Source organism: Marinicrinis sediminis (assembly GCF_042685085.1).
Lineage (GTDB): Bacteria > Bacillota > Bacilli > Paenibacillales > KCTC-33676 > Marinicrinis > Marinicrinis sediminis.
Genome location: NZ_JBHUMM010000042.1, coordinates 1 through 14707, shown reverse-complemented (window position 1 = coordinate 14707; position 14707 = coordinate 1). Strand labels below are relative to the sequence as shown.

Sequence of the window (14707 nt, the reverse complement as noted above, 5' to 3'; positions counted from 1 at the left end):
AACAAATCTTTCTAGGAGGACGTGAAAATGTCTGATTGGAAGCAGCGAAGAGAACGGCTGCAGGCCATGCTGCAGGAGCAGGGGCTGGATGGATTTCTCGCCGTTCAAAATGTAGACTGTTACTACCTGTGTGGATCGATGCAATCTGGTTTTCTTTTTATACCCGCTAAGGGAGATGGCGTATTTTACGTTCGAAGAAGTGTCTCCCGTGCCATTCAGGAGGCAGACAGTGCGGTCTTTCCGCTCGCTTCCCTGAAGGAACTGGGCAAGCAGATGGCCCGAGATTTTCCTGACCTGTCCTTCGATTCTGATCTGAAAATGGCGACGACCCTGGATGTCCTGCCTGTGGCCCTGTATCAGAAGTTGCAGCAATCGATGTCGCAAGTTGAATGGACAGATGGTTCCAGCATGATGAAGAAGCTGAGAATGATCAAGAGTGAAGCGGAGATCGCCAGTATACGCAAAGCGGCAAAGGCGGTGGATACATCCTTGCAGGACGTATTGGCTACTTTTCGGCCGGGCTGGACAGAGGTCGAATTGCTGGCCAACCTGGAGAGAGAGCTTCGTCGGCACGGTCATTTCGGCATGATGCGAATGAGGGGATTCAACCAGGAGCTGGTAGTGGGCATGGTAGGTTCTGGGGGGGAGATCGCGGAACCGAGTTTTTTTGACGGGCCGGCCGGAGGAAGCGGTCTGCATCCTGCTTTTCCACAGAGTGCCTCCACCACCCCAATCCGAAGGGATGAGCCACTGTTTATTGATGTAGGCTGTACGATTGAGGGCTATGTCATCGACCAAACCAGAACGGCAGTCTGGGGCAGGCTGGACAGTGCCATGGAGCGGGCTTATCTTGTATCTGAGGACATTTTGCGGGCGCTAGAACAGTTGCTCAAACCGGGAACACCTGCGGAGGCGGTTTACTTTGAAGCCTTGAAGCTGGCTGAAAAAGCCGGGCTGCGCAGTCACTTTATGGGCTATGGCAGCGAGCAGGTGAAATTTGTCGGACACGGCATCGGGCTGGAGGTAGATGAATGGCCCGTGCTGGCCAAAGGTTTCAAACAGCCACTGGAAGCAGGCATGGTGATCGCCATAGAACCCAAATTTACGTTTCCTGGTCAGGGTGTAGTCGGCATTGAAAATACGTATCTCATCACCGAACAGGGCTTCGAGAAGCTGACATGCTCCCGTGAAGGAGTCTGGCACATTCTGTAGCCTGCATACATTGAAAACCGGGTCTGAAAGAGGTATCTTGAAATAGGCAAAGATCATGACAATAACCTTGGCAACGCACCGCGTACAGACATGGGATTACATACGTCCATCACCATGCAGAAAGTTAGCGTACGTTGCTGAAAATGAGTTTGAAAGAGGGGTGAAGACCGTGACAGGGATCGAATTGACATCAATCGCCCCGTTTCTCATCGGTTTGATCGCATTATATTTGATCGCGTTGATTGATATCTTTCGGACGGAACAGACACGCGGACCCAAATGGATGTGGATGCTTCTGATTGTGCTGATTCCGGCTTTTGGAGCGATTGTCTATTTTGTAGCGGGAAAGGTCGTTCCTCGTCGGCCATAGCCTGCACTGAACGGGATTGTAGCGGGCAAACGAAGAGATAAGTATGAGAATGACAGCAGATGGGGCAGATCGCAGACAAAGCGCCTGCGTGTTCAGAGGGATGATTCCCTGGAACACACAGGCGCTTTGTGATGTTCGATATTCCTTGTTTTCCTTCGGTCATATCGGTTGGTTACTTATTCCTGTTTGTTCTGCAACTGGTCTACAAAGTTTGATTCATATTCATCTTCGGGCAGATGAATCCATTTCTTCAGATAGCCCTGATCATAGAGCGCTTTGATCAAAATAATGAGAATCGGAGAAATAATCAGTCCGGCAACCCCGAACAGCGACAGCGAGATGACCATGAAGGCCAGGGTGGTGAAGGCAGATACCCCCAGCGTGTCGCCCGTAATTTTCGGTTCGAAAATTTGTCTGAACAGGATAACCGCCAGCAGCAAAATGGAGAGCCAGATTGCCAGGCTGGTATTGCCGACAATAAACAGATAGACAATCCACGGAATAAAGACCGCCGATACCCCAAGCAGCGGCAGCAAGTCTACGAACGCGGACAAGAGCGCGATGGAGAATGCATTGTCAATCCCAAGCAGCAGCAGCGAGATGAAAATAATGACAAAGGTGATTGTGATCAGCTTGAGCTGCGCTTTTATGTATCCACCGATGCCGATCAGTACGTTTTCGCGCAAAAATGAGAACGCGGTTTTGAACGTTTTTGGGGTTTTCTGATTCGCCGTCCGCTTCCAGTAATCAATTTCAAGGCTAAGGAAATAGGCGAGAATGATCGCGACCACAAAATTGATGAGAAACGTAGAAAAGGAGCCGAGCTTGTTCAGGAAGTAAATCAGGATCACTTTGGCGATGTCTGCGCTCTTGGACGCGATGGCCCCGAGATATTCCTGCGATTTCGCTGCAACATCGTCCGGCAACGCTTCATACTGTCCTTCCCATTGTGCAATAAGGTCCTCGACTTCATGCTGAAAAACCTTTGCATAGTTAGGGAAATTTTGGGCGAGCGTTTCGGTTTGCTTGACGAAGATAATGCCGGCTCCCAGCAAGGACCCCAGTATGAGAAGGACGAACAGAAGCATGGAGATTCCGGTCGCGAGCGATTTCTTCATCCCTTTTCGGTTTAGGGCTCTTGCCAATGGCTCGATGATAAAAAATATGACAAAAGCCAGGAAGATCGGGGCCGCGATGGCGTACAGAAAACTGAAGAGCCACATAATCAGGAATACGGTCAAAATGATGAGCCCGATATCAAAGGCGGTGCGAGAATACTTCCGATAAAATGTAAACATGCGTTCACTCCCATACAAATCCTGTATATTTACATATGATCCTTACAGTAGCATTATACTGAAATGGATCGGCCTATGCACGCACAAATTGGACACGGTATATTTTTTTTAGTAGGATAGATTTGAAAATGAAAGTTTCAAGCGTAGACGGTTCAAGGGGGAGGGAGCAGATATGAAGCTTGGACAGAAAGTCATTATCATCCAGGATCGATTTGAGCAGGGGCTGCCAGTGGGCAAGCATGCTTACGTCATCGCCTATGAGCGCAACCAGGACAATGTCTTTGATTATATTATTCGCATTCCTCATGTCAATAAACATTTCGGTGTACCCCGGGATGATATCGAGCTGGAAGAGGTATTGCTAGAGGAAGCAGTAGAGCAGGTACAGAGAGAGGCCTTGATTGATTACGCCTTGGCTACCAAGAACGAAGAGCTGTTTCGCAAGATTTTGAGAGGGGAAGACGAGCTCTCAGAGGAAGAAGAAAACTCGGAAAAGCTGCTCAGTCAACAGGAGTTTATTCGCCAGGTGAATTTACGCGCCTGGATTTGACCCGCGTCATAGATAAAAAGCATTCTCTTTTGTCCACTTCTGGATGATAGAGAATGCTTTTTGTTTTTCTGCTTTTCTGCAAAGGGTCTTCTTATATTGAGGCGGAAGCACATTGCTGTTGTTCACTCGTTTTCGTTCAAAGGCTTTCACTCACGTGCTTTCATTCACTGGCTTTCATTCGCTTGCCGCCAGGCTTTTAAAATGGGAACGGGGCAGGCTTGCCAAACAGATAGCCCTGAAAGAGGGAAATACCCGCCTGCTTGCACCACCGATGTTCCTCGACGCGCTCGATCCCTTCAGCAAGTACCTGCGCACCGATGGAGGATGAGATGTCAACCAGTTCCTGAATCAGCTCTTGCTTCTCTGTTCTTTGATCACAGTGATCAATCAGGGTACGATCGATTTTGATAATATCCGGCTTCAATTGAAGCAGTACCTCGGTTGAGGCGTAGCCCGTGCCCACATCGTCCATGGCTACTTTCATGCCGTGTTCCTTGTATGTCTCAAAAATGGCTTTCAAATGCGCCAGATCTTCGATTTTCTCCGTCTCCACAACTTCAAAAATAAAATCTTGCGGGTCCAGCTTATAATGCTGAATCGCACGGAATGTGTGGTTCAGACAATGATTGGGATCATAGATGGAAGAGGGCAGGAAGTTAATAAATCTCTTGATGCCTCTCGGAAGATGGAACGCACTTGCCGCGATGGCTGACAGCCTCGCCTCTCGATCAAGAAAGGATTGGAGACCGGCTCTTTTAGCTGCATCAAACAGTTCATTTGGACGGAAATCCGGACCGCCCTCGGTCGGTCTGAGCAAAAACTCAAAGCCAAAAATATGTTTTTCCTGGTTATAGATCGCTTGCATATGGCTTCTGAATTGTCGTTTTTCAATAATCGACAGCAGGTCATGCTCTTCAAAACGGGCGGCCAGTCTGTTCATCGGTTGAAACGGTATCGTCCATGACAACTGACTTTCTTCCGTGATAGCTGCTTCAATCAACTCCCCATATTCGACGGGGATCTGCTGCCGAAGGGTATGTATATAGGTGGAAAGTTGTTGAAAATCCTGATAGTGCCAAGAGGTTTCGGTGTGTCCGGTCCAATTCTCAAATGAGGCACGTACAAGTGGGTCTGTGATGCGGAAATGAATCGTGCCTTGTTCCTGAAGCGGCTGTGGTGGCATACATGCAAAACATGCTTCCATAGTTAATGCGTCCTCCCAGATCAATCAAATTGATATTCTGTTCACAGTATAGCACTTTGTATAATGTTTGTACAATGTTATTTTTTAAAATTTAAAATGGTTACGATAATCACGCATGGAAGATCAAGAATTGAGATTGCCCAAGTGGTAAGCTATAATAATGGAATAAATGGATTCATTGTAAGGAGAGGTGTAGAAATGAGCATAACCATTCAGGATGTGGAGCACGTGGCGAAGCTGGCACGACTCGATTTAAGCGAGGAAGAAAAGATACAGTTTACCGAGCAGATCGGTGCCATCTTGAAATACGCAGAGAAATTGAATGAGCTGGATACCGAGCAGGTGAAGGCCACCACGCATGTGATGGAAGTCAGCAATGTAATGAGAGAAGATGAAGTGCGCGAGTCGTTGCCAATTGATCAAGTATTGAAGAATGCACCGGACGAAGATGAAGGTCAGTTTAAAGTACCGGCCGTTTTGGAATAGAGCTAAGCGGAAACGAATAAGGAGGAATTATCGTTGTCATTGTTACAGGGACGTTTACATGATATACATAGCCAATTGACAAAGGGCGAGCTTTCGGTCGTGGACCTGGTTCAGGAATCTTTGAGCCAGATTCAATCTACGGATGAGAAAGTAAAGGCCTTTCTTCATGTTGGTGAAGAGCAGGCTGTGGAACACGCCAAGCAATTGGACGAGCAGTTGCAAGGGGCAGCGCAGAGAGGGTTGCTGTTTGGTCTGCCGGCGGGAATCAAGGACAATATTGTAACGCAAGGGATGAGAACGACCTGTGCGAGTCGTTTTCTGGAGAATTATGATCCCATCTACGATGCTAGCGTTGTGAAGAAGCTGAAGGATGCGCAGGCGGTCGCGATCGGAAAGCTGAATCTGGACGAGTTTGCCATGGGTGGCTCCAATGAAAATTCAGCCTTCCAGACGACGCGAAATCCATGGAACCTGGACTATGTGCCAGGCGGATCAAGTGGGGGTTCAGCGGCATCTGTTGCTGCCGGACAAGTGTACTTCAGTCTTGGAAGCGATACGGGTGGTTCGATTCGCCAGCCCGCAGCCTATTGCGGCGTCGTGGGTCTGAAGCCAACCTACGGACTGGTTTCCCGTTTCGGGCTTGTGGCTTTTGCCTCTTCACTGGACCAGATTGGCCCGATTACCAAAAATGTCGAAGATGCCGCTTATGTCATGCAGGCCATCGCCGGTCATGACGATCGGGACAGCACATCGGCCCATGTGGATATTCCGGACTATCTGTCTGCGCTTTCTGGCGATGTGAAGGGATTGAAAATAGGGGTTCCAAAGGAATACCTCGGAGAAGGTATTGATCCACAAGTGAAGGAAGCGGTACTTGCCGCTCTCAAGGTCTATGAGCAGATGGGTGCACAGTGGGAAGAAGTTTCTCTCCCTCATACCGAATATGCGGTCGCCGCTTACTACTTGCTGGCTTCATCAGAAGCCTCTTCTAACCTGGCCCGTTACGATGGCGTACGCTACGGGATTCGCAGTGACCAGGCAGAGAACCTGATGGAACTGTATACGAAATCGCGCAGCGAAGGCTTTGGCCCGGAAGTGAAGCGCCGAATCATGCTGGGCACTTATGCACTTAGCTCTGGCTACTACGATGCGTATTACTTGAAAGCTCAAAAGGTCAGAACGCTGATCAAACAGGATTTTGACCAGGTGTTTGAAAAATATGATGTGATTATGGGACCTACGGCACCGACGACGGCCTTTAAAATTGGTTCCCAGATTAACGATCCGCTTACGATGTACTTAAATGATATCTGCACCATTCCAATCAATCTGGCAGGCTTGCCGGCCATCAGCATCCCGTGTGGTCACGTTGACGGACTTCCGGTCGGCTTGCAGGTAATTGGCAAGGCATTTGACGAAGCAAATGTGTTGCGTGTGGCCCATGCATTTGAGCAGCAAACGGATTTTCACAAACAACGCCCGACGCTGTAAGGGGTCGTAAAGGGTTTATCGATTTTTAGGAGGTTAAGCGATGTCTGTATCAACCAAATATGAAACGGTCGTGGGGCTGGAGGTTCACGTAGAGCTTCACACCCACTCTAAAATATTTTGTGGCTGCTCCACGTCCTTTGGCGCACCACCCAACACACATACTTGTCCGGTTTGCCTTGGACACCCTGGGGTACTGCCGGTATTGAACCGCCAAGCGGTAGAATATGCGATGAAAGCGGCCATGGCGCTGAATTGTGAAATTGCGGACGAAACGAAGTTTGATCGCAAAAATTATTTTTACCCGGACTCCCCCAAAGCCTATCAAATCTCCCAGTTTGACAAGCCGATCGGTGAAAACGGCTGGATTGAGATTGAAGTAGATGGGGAGACCAAGCGAATCGGCATTACCCGCCTGCATTTGGAGGAAGACGCAGGCAAATTGACTCACGTTGACGGCGGTTTTGCCTCACTCGTTGACTTTAACCGGGTTGGTACGCCGCTCGTAGAGATTGTCTCCGAGCCCGATATTCGCAGTCCGAAGGAAGCGAAAGCTTATTTGGAGAAGTTGAAGGCGATTATGCAGTATTGCGAAGTTTCCGATGTGAAGATGGAGGAAGGTTCTTTGCGCTGCGATGCGAACATCAGCTTGCGTCCGTATGGGCAGGAAAAATTCGGCACGCGTGCGGAACTGAAGAACATGAACTCTTTCCGCGGTGTGCAGCGTGGTTTGGAATATGAGGAGATTCGTCAGGCGGATCTCTTGGACAACGGTGAAAAGGTTGTGCAGGAGACAAGACGGTGGGATGAAGGGCAAGGCAAAACGTTTTCCATGCGCGGCAAGGAAGAGTCGCATGACTATCGGTATTTCCCCGATCCGGATCTCGTATCTGTCTATATTGACGAAGCCTGGAAAGAACGCGTGAAGCAATCCATTCCGGAATTGCCCGATGCACGCAAGCAGCGCTATACGTCGGAGTATGAGCTGCCAGACTATGATGCCGAGGTGATTACGTCTTCTCTCAAGCTGGCGGATCTCTTCGAGGAGAGTTTGCAACATACCACGGATGCCAAAGCGGTATCAAACTGGATTATGGGCGACCTGCTCGGATACGTCAACGCTCACAATATGGAGCCTGAACAGTTGCCAATGACGGGTCAGGGCCTGGGAGAAATGATCGGACTGATTGAGAAAGGGACGATCAGCTCAAAGATCGCCAAAACCGTTTTCAAGGAAATGCTGGAAAGCGGCAAGGCACCTGCTCAAATTGTGGAGGAAAAAGGACTCGTTCAGATATCTGATGAAGGAGCCATTAAAGGAATCGTGGAGCAAGTGATTGCCAACAATCCGCAGTCGGTGGAAGACTATCGCAACGGAAAAGACAAGGCGATCGGTTTCCTCGTCGGTCAAGTGATGAAAGAAACGAAGGGGAAAGCCAATCCTGGCATGGTGAACAAGCTGATCAAGGAATCGCTGGATCAATAAGCAAACGGTGCTGAAGTCCAGTTGCATAGCCCTGGGTACGGTTACGTAAGATCGAAGCTCAATGAGCGCCAATGCCATATGATGATGAGGCCAAGACGGGAGATTCGTTCTTCCGTCTTTTGTTTATAAGTTCAGAAGATGCAGTATATCGGCATAACGGATACATGCTGAAGCATATGAGATAAACAGAATGTGCATATCACATGCGGGACTGGACACTTGTTGGGAGGCAAATGTCTGGCACGAACGACGGAAAAGGGGAATGTCCGTGGAAATCATCCAAATTGACAAGCAGTGTACCGAATCCATGGAGAGGATCTGGTCCATTCAGCAGGCCGCCTATCCATTGGAGGCGAAGTGGATCGGATTTGACCGAATCCCGCCATTGATGGAATCCTTTGAAGAGCTCTGCAGGACACCGGAATTTTTTCTGGGATGCATGCTCGATCAAGTCCTCGTTGGTGCGATTTCGTATGAGCAGATCGCCGGAGATCGTATGGAAATATGCAGAATGATGGTCCATCCTCCATTTCACCGGCAGGGGGTCGCTTCCCGATTGCTAGCCCATTTTTTGCAGCTGAACGAGGACAAATGGATAGAGGTTTGTACCGGTGAGGGCAACGAGCCTGCGATTCAGTTGTATCAGAAGCATGGATTTCGGCAGGTAGACACCCGCAGGGTGAATGATCGGCTGCAACTGATCTGCTTTGAAAAAAGTCCCGTTCGGGATCTGGACTCGATGATAGAAGGGGAAGGTCAAGATGAATCCATGGACCATTGACTCACTGGAATTGCTCTTACGGATGTCCCTTGCCGTGCTGCTAGGGGGACTGATCGGATTTGAACGTGAGAAGAGCAATCAGGATGCAGGATTTCGCACCCATATTCTGGTCTGTCTCGGTGCCAATCTGATCATGCTGCTCTCCATGTATGGCTTCTCTGCCTTTGCGGAGCAGCCTAACGTAAGGATGGACCCGGCCCGTTTGGCTGCACAAGTTGTGAGCGGCATTGGCTTTTTGGGAGCGGGTGTGATCTTAACCAACGGGATCACGATCAAGGGACTGACGACCGCAGCCTCTCTTTGGGTGGTAGCCGCTATCGGATTGGCGGTCGGTGCCGGCTTTTACCTGGCTGCATCGTTTGCCACCTTGCTGTCGCTGTTCAGTTTGCTCGTGCTAAATAAAGTAGAACGGAAATGGCTTCATCCCTCCAAAAGCAGTGTGCTTCATATTCAGTCTATACTGGGCGAGGAGCATCAACTGGAGGACATCCACCGCATGATGGAAAGCCATGATATCGGCGTGATTGACTGCGGGATGAAAATCGAGAAAAAACAGAAGGTGCCATCGGAAAAACAGGTGGTCAACTACTGGTTTAATATCCAGGGCAAGAACACCTCTATGATGAAATTGCTGGATCAGCTGAAAAACCTCGGTGGCATCGTTGAAATCCGTACTGACGAACTCTATGAGGACTAAGTGGAACATAGCGCTTTACAGATTGTTGACAAATATTTTGTTTCCCCCGTACAATAATAAGTAACATCAAGAAAAGAAAGGATGTGAGGAGCATGACGACTCGTTTTGAACAGGCTATCGAAAAGTTGAAAAAAACTGGTGTACGCATGACTCCACAGCGACATGCCATCCTTTCGTATTTATTGGATACGAAAAAGCACCCAAGTGTAGATGAGATATATCGGGCATTGGAAGGCAAATTCCCAAGCATGAGTGTGGCAACCATCTACAATAATCTAAAGGTGTTTCTGGAGGCTGGCTTGGTTAGGGAATTGACATACGGTGATGGCGCCAGTCGATTTGATGCGGAAATGTCGGATCATTATCATGCGATATGCACGCAGTGTGGAAAAATTGATGATTTTGAATATCCTCCGCTGCTGGATGCCGAGCAATGCGCACATGACAAAACCGGATTTGAAATTCAGTACCATCGAATGGAAGTATACGGTATTTGTTCACATTGTCAGGAAGCGGCTGTACATTAGCTGAGATTAGAAGCTTAGATCAGAAGGTTAGATCAGAGATGCCATGATTTTCTCCTTCTCATTCAATCGGATTCAAGTATAATAGACGTGACCTTGCCGGGTTGCGTCTATTTTTTATGGCACCACTTTTATTTCGCTTCAACATCCTGTGTGCGTAGCTCGTCTATTACGATGAAGACTGGTCTTGCTAGGAGGAAATTATGCTTAAACGGATAAAGCTTTTGTTGATATGCACCATTGCAGCCGTGCTGGTTACCGGCTATTTTTTGATGAAGCCCTCTCCCAATACGGAGCGCGTTACCGTTCAGTGGGAGAAGCCCACTTTGTTTTATCAAGGGGAGAAATGGGAAGATGCGATTCAGGGATCAGCAGCATCTTTATCCATTTCTATGGCATGGTTGCGGGAGCATGTCGACTCTTACCTGCACTACGAGAAGGAGAGCGGCACGGTGGTCATTACCACGACAGGCAAAGTGCTCAATCTGCAAACGGAGCAATGGAGTGCCCGCATGAATGATCAGCCGATTGAACTGGCTTTTCCTGTTCAGGTAAAGGAGGATCGGGTGTATATTCCAGTTGCTCCCATAACGGAACTGTATCAGATTAAAGTGGAAGAGACAGAGTCCGGTGCTGTTCATCTCTATAAGCAGGGAGATGTGCACAATTGGGGACAATCTGCCGCTGAGGAATCAGATGGAACGGTTCCTGTCCGTACGGAGGCTGGCATCCAGTATCCGATCCTGTATGATCTGAAGCCGAATGAAGAAGTACGGTTATGGAATGAGAAGCCCGAGGATGGCTGGTATCGGGTTCAGACGCCGAACGGTTTGATGGGGTATATGGCGGAAGACGATCTGCGCTGGACACGCGAGGAAATCGTTCAGGCCACAAACGGACAAGCAGATTCGTCTTCTGACCCTCCGGTCGTCAAAAAACCGCTGGCAGAGAAAGTGAATCTCACCTGGGAGCATGTTTATCGGACCAATCCGGATACGACGCAAATCACACCGATGCCAGGAGTGAATGTCATCAGTCCTACCTGGTTCAGTATCGGAGATTATGAAGGCAATCTGAGCAACAAGGCGGATACGGCCTACGTCAACTGGGCGCATGAGCAAGATTATCAAGTATGGGCGCTGTTCAGCAATGATTTTACGGATCCGGACAAGACTTCAACTGTCCTTGCTCAGCATGAGACCAGAATGAAAATGATTCGTCAGCTTGTCGCCTTTGCAGAGCTGTATAAGCTGGACGGCATCAATCTAGATTTTGAAAATGTTTATCTCAAGGACCGGGATTTACTTACCCAGTTTGTACGAGAATTGACACCTATGCTGCATGAACAGGGACTTGTGGTCTCGATGGATGTCACCGTTCGCAGCAACAGCGAAATGTGGTCAAAGTTTTATGACCGTCGAGCTCTTTCGGAGACCCTGGACTACATGATTGTCATGACCTATGATGAGCATTGGGCGAGCAGTCCGAAAGCGGGCTCTGTAGCTTCTATTCCGTGGGTGGAGAGAGGCATAGCCGGTATTTTGACATTTGATCAGGTACCCCCCTCCAAGCTCATCCTCGGGATTCCTTTATACACGAGAGTGTGGACGGAAGAAGAAGTGGACGGAAAAGTAGAGGTTTCTTCCAAAGCCGTAGGCATGGAGACCGTACTGAATACAATTAGAGAGAAGGAATTGACTCCTGTCTATCTGGATGATGTCGGACAACATTATGTAGAGTACGAGGAAGACGGCAGCCGCAAGCGTATCTGGATGGAGGATCATCGTTCGATTGTCAATCGTATCGAAATGGTGAAAAAATATGATCTGGCTGGCGTCGCGACCTGGAGACGCGGGTTTGAAACCGCCGATATCTGGCCGTTAATCGAAGAGCATTTAAACTAAACATAAAAGGCTGAATCCTAATCCGAAATGGACAGGGTTCAGCCTTTGTGCTTTGAACTGTATACGGTTAAAGGAAGTTCGTTTGTGCCACTACAGTTCTTTTGTTTCAGATGGCGTGGATTGCTTTTCCGGTGCATATTCCGGGTCAACCGTAAGAATGGTTTTACAATACATGCATCGATCGGTTTTGCCGATCATTTTGGTTTGTTTGCCACAATTCGGACATTCGAGTGCTACCGTACTGGTGGACATCATGCCTGCCCAGAAATAGACGGCCATGCTGGCCATGAGAAAAATACTGCCGAAAAACATCATGACAAACATGAGAATTTTGCCTTTGTCTCCCCACAGCAGAACGCCGGCTGTCCCGATAATCATCACACCCATGCCTGCCAGTGTCAGCAACAGTCCCCATAGTCTGAATTCATTGATTTTGCTTGATTTTAGTTTCATCGTATGCACACCTTTTGTGAGTTTTAATGTTGTAAGAAAGAAGAGAGCAGGAAATAGGTTGGCTTTGTAGAATACTGATACATATCGCACAAATGTCACTTAAACGAATTCATGATGTTCACAGAACGACTTCCCAAGCCTCATCGTTTGTTGTCAGACATCACGGATCGCTAGCAGAATAAAGGCAGTCACTGCTTTCTTAACAGGTGGCCTGCTTTATTTTAATACGAGGAAGGTAATCCTATGGCTTCAATCATAAAAAAAGATCAAGTGTGGCTGGAAAAGTTCGGAAATGATGCAAGAGTGGTGACCGTATTCTCTATTGCCAATGAAAATGAATTCAGTCCGCTGACAGACGGCTTCAATCAAATGCTTCTTGTCGTGACGGATGAGAAGCAGTCTTGCAATTACCATACTCATTATATAAGAGAAGGAAGACGTGTACAAGAAAGATGGATCCATTTGGAAGGATTGCGAAGCTGGATTCTTAACGGACAAAATCGTTACATTATTAACTGGATTGTATCCGGGGAGATTTTGTACGATAAAAATCGGTACGGACTGGAGCTTCGACAGGAATTGAAGCGGTTCCCGGATTACCTGCGCAATCAAAAACTCTTTATTGAGTTCTCCTTCTTTTTGCGCAAATATTTGCAGGGCAAGGATTTTCTAAAACAAAAACAGGTGTTTGACGCTCATATGAGCTTGTTGGAAGCGCTGAATCATTGGGCCCGGATCTCCATCATTGAAACAGGCAAGCACCCTGAGCTAACGGTATGGGAGCAAATTGAAACCATCAATCCTGGCATATTCAAATTATATGAAGAACTCACAACCAATCAGGAGACGATAGAAAAAAGGGTTGAACTCGTTTTGCTGGCCTGTGAGTTTTCTGTTATGACCAAGATGAAGGAAAGCTGCAAGGTCCTGCTGGATGTCATTGCATCGCGTAAGTCAGGGTGGACTGCGATTGAACTGAAGGAACATGAGGACTTGAGGGAACTGCATGTGGAATTTTCACTTGTACTGAACAAGCTGGTCAATCGTTCTATTTTGAAAGAAGAATCCAGGCAGAATGAATATGGTGAGCTGATCATTGCTTACCGACTAGCTTAATCCATTTGCTTCCGATCTCAATAGGAAGATCCATTACACTTCAAGGCACCTTCGGGTGCCTGATTTTTGTGTAAAGGCGGTTTTCCATTGAAAGACATGCAACATCAATGTAACAGATCGCACAACCTAATTAGCGTCCGCATAATATGCGGTTGACAGAAATCAGAAGGCTGTGATACATTATTACTCGCCGCTTCAAACGGCTTGTCTATCGAACATCCCGCAATCGAGTTCATCTCCGTATAGAGTGAATTGGAGAGGGGAGTTGTTGCAAGCTAACCTTATCGTCAGATAGGGAATATGCGGTCTGATATGATCCGGTTGCTTCATGACTTCCGCAAGCGTCATAACCCTTCTGGACTCAGCGCCATGTGCGAGAGACCGGATGAAAAAAGCACTTGCAAAAGCGCAAGCGATTGTGATATATTAAAAAGCGTCGCTGAAAACGACAGCGACATGGATGAGTTCTTCTTCACTTCATACAGAGTCATCACCGAGTGAAAAAAGACTTGCCAAACAAAAACGGATGTGTTATGATACTTCTCGCTGCTAACCACGCAGCTACAGAGAAACGCATCACACAGACGAAACATCTTGTCCTTTGAAAACTGAACAGCGAGCGAAATTGTCCAAATTTCAAAATAAGGTTTCATTGTCCTTTCCATGATGGATCGGACGGGAACCCCCGGAATGAAAATTCCAACCAGCAACAAAATGAGCAAGCCAAACTTTTTACCTTTATGCCGTTTTCCTTTGAAGAAGTATCGCTTCATCAGTGGTTCATTGCTGAATCGATGCTGCGGAAGAAAAATCGGCATCTTTATTGGAGAGTTTGATCCTGGCTCAGGACGAACGCTGGCGGCGTGCCTAATACATGCAAGTCGAGCGGAGTATAAGAAGTGCTTGCACTTCTTATACTTAGCGGCGAACGGGTGAGTAACACGTAGGCAACCTGCCTGCAAGACCGGGATAACTAGCGGAAACGTTAGCTAATACCGGATGGTCCAGAAAGTCGCATGATTTTCTGGGGAAAGAGGGTTTCGGCTCTCACTTGCAGATGGGCCTGCGGCGCATTAGCTAGTTGGTAAGGTAACGGCTTACCAAGGCGACGATGCGTAGCCGACCTGAGAGGGTGATC

15 protein-coding genes and 1 rRNA gene are annotated in these 14707 nt (G+C 47.9%); 12 read left to right on the top strand and 4 right to left on the bottom strand.

The window, feature by feature from the left end; all coding sequences use genetic code 11:
* The first annotated feature begins 27 nt into the window (after window positions 1-27).
* Entirely contained in the window at window positions 28-1212 is a 1185-nt protein-coding gene (locus ACFSUC_RS13215) for a M24 family metallopeptidase (protein WP_379930089.1), read from the top strand.
* Between the two features lie 169 nt (window positions 1213-1381).
* A complete protein-coding gene (locus tag ACFSUC_RS13210) occupies window positions 1382-1582 on the top strand; it encodes a PLD nuclease N-terminal domain-containing protein (protein WP_379930088.1) in 201 nt (66 codons plus the stop codon).
* Between the two features lie 176 nt (window positions 1583-1758).
* On the opposite strand, the gene ytvI is transcribed toward ACFSUC_RS13210, so the two are convergent.
* Window positions 1759-2880, bottom strand: coding sequence for a sporulation integral membrane protein YtvI (gene ytvI, locus ACFSUC_RS13205; RefSeq protein ID WP_379930087.1), 1122 nt, complete (start codon window positions 2878-2880; stop codon window positions 1759-1761).
* A 172-nt stretch (window positions 2881-3052) separates the two neighbouring features.
* On the opposite strand from ytvI, the gene ACFSUC_RS13200 reads away from it, so the two are divergent.
* Window positions 3053-3430 carry an ATPase gene (locus ACFSUC_RS13200; protein WP_379930086.1) on the top strand — a complete coding sequence of 126 codons (378 nt, stop codon included), beginning with the start codon at window positions 3053-3055 and terminating at the stop codon, window positions 3428-3430.
* 196 nt (window positions 3431-3626) lie between these two features.
* Here the strand turns inward: ACFSUC_RS13200 and ACFSUC_RS13195 are convergent, their stop codons facing one another.
* Window positions 3627-4634: an EAL domain-containing protein gene (locus ACFSUC_RS13195; RefSeq protein ID WP_379930085.1), complete on the bottom strand. Its 1008-nt coding sequence runs from the start codon at window positions 4632-4634 to the stop codon at window positions 3627-3629.
* 198 nt (window positions 4635-4832) lie between these two features.
* Between ACFSUC_RS13195 and gatC the strand changes: the two genes are divergently transcribed.
* The 7 genes from gatC (at window position 4833) to ACFSUC_RS13160 (ending at window position 12000) form a co-directional block, all read left to right on the top strand.
* Window positions 4833-5120 (top strand): Asp-tRNA(Asn)/Glu-tRNA(Gln) amidotransferase subunit GatC, encoded by a 288-nt coding sequence (gene gatC, locus ACFSUC_RS13190; RefSeq protein WP_379930084.1) that lies wholly within the window; start codon window positions 4833-4835, stop codon window positions 5118-5120.
* 33 nt (window positions 5121-5153) lie between these two features.
* The gene (gene gatA, locus ACFSUC_RS13185) at window positions 5154-6611 is read left to right on the top strand and encodes an Asp-tRNA(Asn)/Glu-tRNA(Gln) amidotransferase subunit GatA (protein ID WP_379930083.1); all 1458 of its coding nucleotides are present in this window, start codon (window positions 5154-5156) and stop codon (window positions 6609-6611) included.
* A 40-nt stretch (window positions 6612-6651) separates the two neighbouring features.
* Window positions 6652-8094 carry an Asp-tRNA(Asn)/Glu-tRNA(Gln) amidotransferase subunit GatB gene (gene gatB, locus ACFSUC_RS13180; protein ID WP_379930082.1) on the top strand — a complete coding sequence of 481 codons (1443 nt, stop codon included), beginning with the start codon at window positions 6652-6654 and terminating at the stop codon, window positions 8092-8094.
* A gap of 268 nt (window positions 8095-8362) precedes the next feature.
* On the top strand, window positions 8363-8875 hold the full coding sequence (locus tag ACFSUC_RS13175; protein WP_379930081.1) for a GNAT family N-acetyltransferase: 513 nt from the start codon (window positions 8363-8365) through the stop codon (window positions 8873-8875).
* A complete protein-coding gene (locus ACFSUC_RS13170; protein WP_379930080.1) occupies window positions 8856-9572 on the top strand; it encodes an MgtC/SapB family protein in 717 nt (238 codons plus the stop codon). Before ACFSUC_RS13175 ends, ACFSUC_RS13170 begins: the two co-directional genes overlap by 20 nt.
* 92 nt (window positions 9573-9664) lie before the next feature.
* Entirely contained in the window at window positions 9665-10099 is a 435-nt protein-coding gene (locus tag ACFSUC_RS13165; protein ID WP_379930079.1) for a Fur family transcriptional regulator, read from the top strand.
* Between the two features lie 200 nt (window positions 10100-10299).
* Window positions 10300-12000, top strand: coding sequence for a glycosyl hydrolase family 18 protein (locus ACFSUC_RS13160; RefSeq protein ID WP_379930078.1), 1701 nt, complete (start codon window positions 10300-10302; stop codon window positions 11998-12000).
* Window positions 12001-12090: 90 nt separating this feature from the next.
* On the opposite strand, the gene ACFSUC_RS13155 is transcribed toward ACFSUC_RS13160, so the two are convergent.
* The gene (locus ACFSUC_RS13155; RefSeq protein WP_379930077.1) at window positions 12091-12453 is read right to left on the bottom strand and encodes a DUF2614 family zinc ribbon-containing protein; all 363 of its coding nucleotides are present in this window, start codon (window positions 12451-12453) and stop codon (window positions 12091-12093) included.
* A 243-nt stretch (window positions 12454-12696) separates the two neighbouring features.
* On the opposite strand from ACFSUC_RS13155, the gene ACFSUC_RS13150 reads away from it, so the two are divergent.
* Window positions 12697-13569, top strand: a complete 873-nt coding sequence (locus tag ACFSUC_RS13150) for a nucleotidyltransferase-like protein (RefSeq protein WP_379930076.1) — start codon at window positions 12697-12699, stop codon at window positions 13567-13569.
* Window positions 13570-13913: 344 nt separating this feature from the next.
* Here the strand turns inward: ACFSUC_RS13150 and ACFSUC_RS13145 are convergent, their stop codons facing one another.
* Complete coding sequence (locus ACFSUC_RS13145) at window positions 13914-14342, bottom strand: hypothetical protein (RefSeq protein ID WP_379930075.1); 429 nt, start codon at window positions 14340-14342, stop codon at window positions 13914-13916.
* Window positions 14343-14389: 47 nt separating this feature from the next.
* On the opposite strand from ACFSUC_RS13145, the gene ACFSUC_RS13140 reads away from it, so the two are divergent.
* Window positions 14390-14707 (top strand): 16S ribosomal RNA (locus ACFSUC_RS13140); the annotation flags it as partial.

What these genes read in the sequence shown, in the direction of transcription:
- ACFSUC_RS13160 (WP_379930078.1), top strand. Translation starts at nt 10,300, where the DNA reads ATGCTTAAACGGATAAAGCTTTTGTTGATATGCACCATTGCAGCCGTG.
- ACFSUC_RS13145 (WP_379930075.1), bottom strand. Translation starts at nt 14,342, where the DNA reads ATGAAGCGATACTTCTTCAAAGGAAAACGGCATAAAGGTAAAAAGTTT.
- ACFSUC_RS13165 (WP_379930079.1), top strand. Translation starts at nt 9,665, where the DNA reads ATGACGACTCGTTTTGAACAGGCTATCGAAAAGTTGAAAAAAACTGGT.
- ACFSUC_RS13170 (WP_379930080.1), top strand. Translation starts at nt 8,856, where the DNA reads ATGAATCCATGGACCATTGACTCACTGGAATTGCTCTTACGGATGTCC.
- ACFSUC_RS13155 (WP_379930077.1), bottom strand. Translation starts at nt 12,453, where the DNA reads ATGAAACTAAAATCAAGCAAAATCAATGAATTCAGACTATGGGGACTG.
- ACFSUC_RS13150 (WP_379930076.1), top strand. Translation starts at nt 12,697, where the DNA reads ATGGCTTCAATCATAAAAAAAGATCAAGTGTGGCTGGAAAAGTTCGGA.
- ACFSUC_RS13215 (WP_379930089.1), top strand. Translation starts at nt 28, where the DNA reads ATGTCTGATTGGAAGCAGCGAAGAGAACGGCTGCAGGCCATGCTGCAG.
- ACFSUC_RS13195 (WP_379930085.1), bottom strand. Translation starts at nt 4,634, where the DNA reads ATGGAAGCATGTTTTGCATGTATGCCACCACAGCCGCTTCAGGAACAA.
- gatC (WP_379930084.1), top strand. Translation starts at nt 4,833, where the DNA reads ATGAGCATAACCATTCAGGATGTGGAGCACGTGGCGAAGCTGGCACGA.
- ytvI (WP_379930087.1), bottom strand. Translation starts at nt 2,880, where the DNA reads ATGTTTACATTTTATCGGAAGTATTCTCGCACCGCCTTTGATATCGGG.
- gatB (WP_379930082.1), top strand. Translation starts at nt 6,652, where the DNA reads ATGTCTGTATCAACCAAATATGAAACGGTCGTGGGGCTGGAGGTTCAC.
- ACFSUC_RS13200 (WP_379930086.1), top strand. Translation starts at nt 3,053, where the DNA reads ATGAAGCTTGGACAGAAAGTCATTATCATCCAGGATCGATTTGAGCAG.